General features: G+C 47.1%; 1 protein-coding gene. It reads right to left on the bottom strand.

Annotated features, from left to right (window positions below):
* Window positions 1–75: 75 nt before the first annotated feature.
* Window positions 76–1,377, bottom strand: coding sequence for a group II intron reverse transcriptase/maturase (gene ltrA, locus SB752_RS31830; RefSeq protein ID WP_410719428.1), 1,302 nt, complete (start codon window positions 1,375–1,377; stop codon window positions 76–78).
* Window positions 1,378–1,888 lie beyond the last annotated feature (511 nt).

The raw sequence follows: 1,888 nt of genomic DNA, 5'->3' as shown, positions 1-1,888 counted from the left end.
AATCGAGTAGGAGGGGGTGGCTAGCCCCCGTCCTCTCACACCACCGTACGTACCGTTCGGTATACGGCGGTTCATCTAAGTTTGACGTAAAAGAAAATACCTATCCTTAAGACTCTTAAGACCTTCGGTCTGCCAATAGCCATTATCCAAAGTTCTGTGAAGTATAGGACTGCACGCAATACGCCAGTATCTCTTACGAGAATTACCCCATTCGAAGGCTTTTGCTTTGGGCACTCCCAAGGTAATAAGCCTTTTTACTTTTGTTCGAGGGTTCTTCCACTGTTTCCATAGGCACATACGGAGCCTTCTTCTTATCCATTCGTCTAGACTGGAGAAGACCGAAGGTGTGTCTGCAAGTGAGAAGTATCCCGCCCAGCCAATAAGGTATCTATTTAGCTGTTCAATTCGATACTCCATGGGAAGCGCTTTTGACCTTGAGGTAAATTCTCGAATTCGTTGTTTTACCTTCTTCATGCTTTCTTTCGCGATTCGAATCTTTGGATCAGACTGGTGGGTAAAGCTAAACCCTAAAAATTTTCGTTTCCATGGCCGGTCTACTGCACTTTTCTCAATGTTCACCTTAAGTTTTAATTTATTCTCGATGAACCAGGAAATAGATGCCATTACCCGTTCGCCAGCCTTCTTTGAAGAAACGTAGACATTACAGTCGTCCGCGTAGCGGACAAATCTGAGCCCTCGTTTTTCTAGCTCCATGTCCAATTCATGCAACATGATGTTGGAGAGCAGCGGACTAAGAGGTCCACCTTGCGGCACTCCTTCCTCGTTTGCTGTCTCCAGCCCGTTAATCATGATGCCCGATTCTAAATAGCTTCTGATAAGCCTGAGTAGTGTCTTTTCCTTGACATGTTTGGCGATAAGCCCCATTAACTTGTCATGGTTTACTTTGTCAAAGAATTTCTCTAAGTCTAAATCAACAACCCACCGTTTCCCCTCTTTCATAAATCCTTTAGCCTTCCGAACTGCATCATGTCCTCGCCTATTTGGACGAAAGCCAAAACTGTGTTCGGAGAACATCGGATCGAAAACTGGGGTGAGAGTTTGAGCGATTGCCTGCTGGATAAAGCGGTCTGTCACAGTAGGAATCCCTAGCAACCGTACCCCACCGTTAGGTTTCGGGATTTCGACCCTTCGGACTGGTTGCGGTTGATAGGTACCATCCTCTAACTGCTGGCGGATGGAGTCCCAGTTGGTCATGATATGTTCACGTAGGAATTTTACTGACATACCGTCCACACCGTGGCTTCCTTTATTCTTTTCCACTCTCTTTAATGCTGTCAGAAGGTTTTCCCGTGACAGAAGTTGCTTCATCATGTTGAGGTATTCCTTTCGCGTGAACGTTCTTTCTACTTGTGCCATTCTTACTTCAGCCCTCTCAGAGTCCCCCGTGGAATTCACCACTTCCTCCTCTGAGCAAGTCCTTACGGATTGTCTGCCTCATTAGCAAGAATGAACGCCTAGCTTCTCGTTCTTCCTAGATGTTCGGTCCTTCCCTGTTCAGGCGTCCCTTACTAGGGTACTATGACCTCTGCTGACTCCTGATCGTTCAGCTTCTCCTTTCAAAGAAGGTTACCATGTGAGCATGGCGTTTCGGTCAGGTCTCCCCAGGTAAGAGCGTTATCTTCCCCTCCATCTATCTGCCTCATTTACTCTCATTCGCCTTTGGCAGTAAGGACTTTACCTTGACATGCAGGCTCATCCAACGAATGCTAGCCTCATATGAGATTCGTGTTCCTCAGACCGGAGGTTTGCCGCCAACTTCCTTCAGATTCCACCTCACGGTGGACACCCTTGTCTTAGGCTAATGGCTACTACTGCCTTCACCATTCGGGACTTTAACCCTAGAGATAACGCCCATGCTGGGCGCACA

Origin of the sequence: Brevibacillus sp. SIMBA_040 (assembly GCF_046535075.1) — a bacterium.
In the GTDB taxonomy this organism is placed as follows: domain Bacteria; phylum Bacillota; class Bacilli; order Brevibacillales; family Brevibacillaceae; genus Brevibacillus.
This window is presented reverse-complemented; position numbering and strand designations above follow the sequence as displayed.

Excerpts from the sequence above, each read along its gene's own strand:
- ltrA (WP_410719428.1), bottom strand. The coding sequence starts at position 1,377 with ATGGCACAAGTAGAAAGAACGTTCACGCGAAAGGAATACCTCAACATG.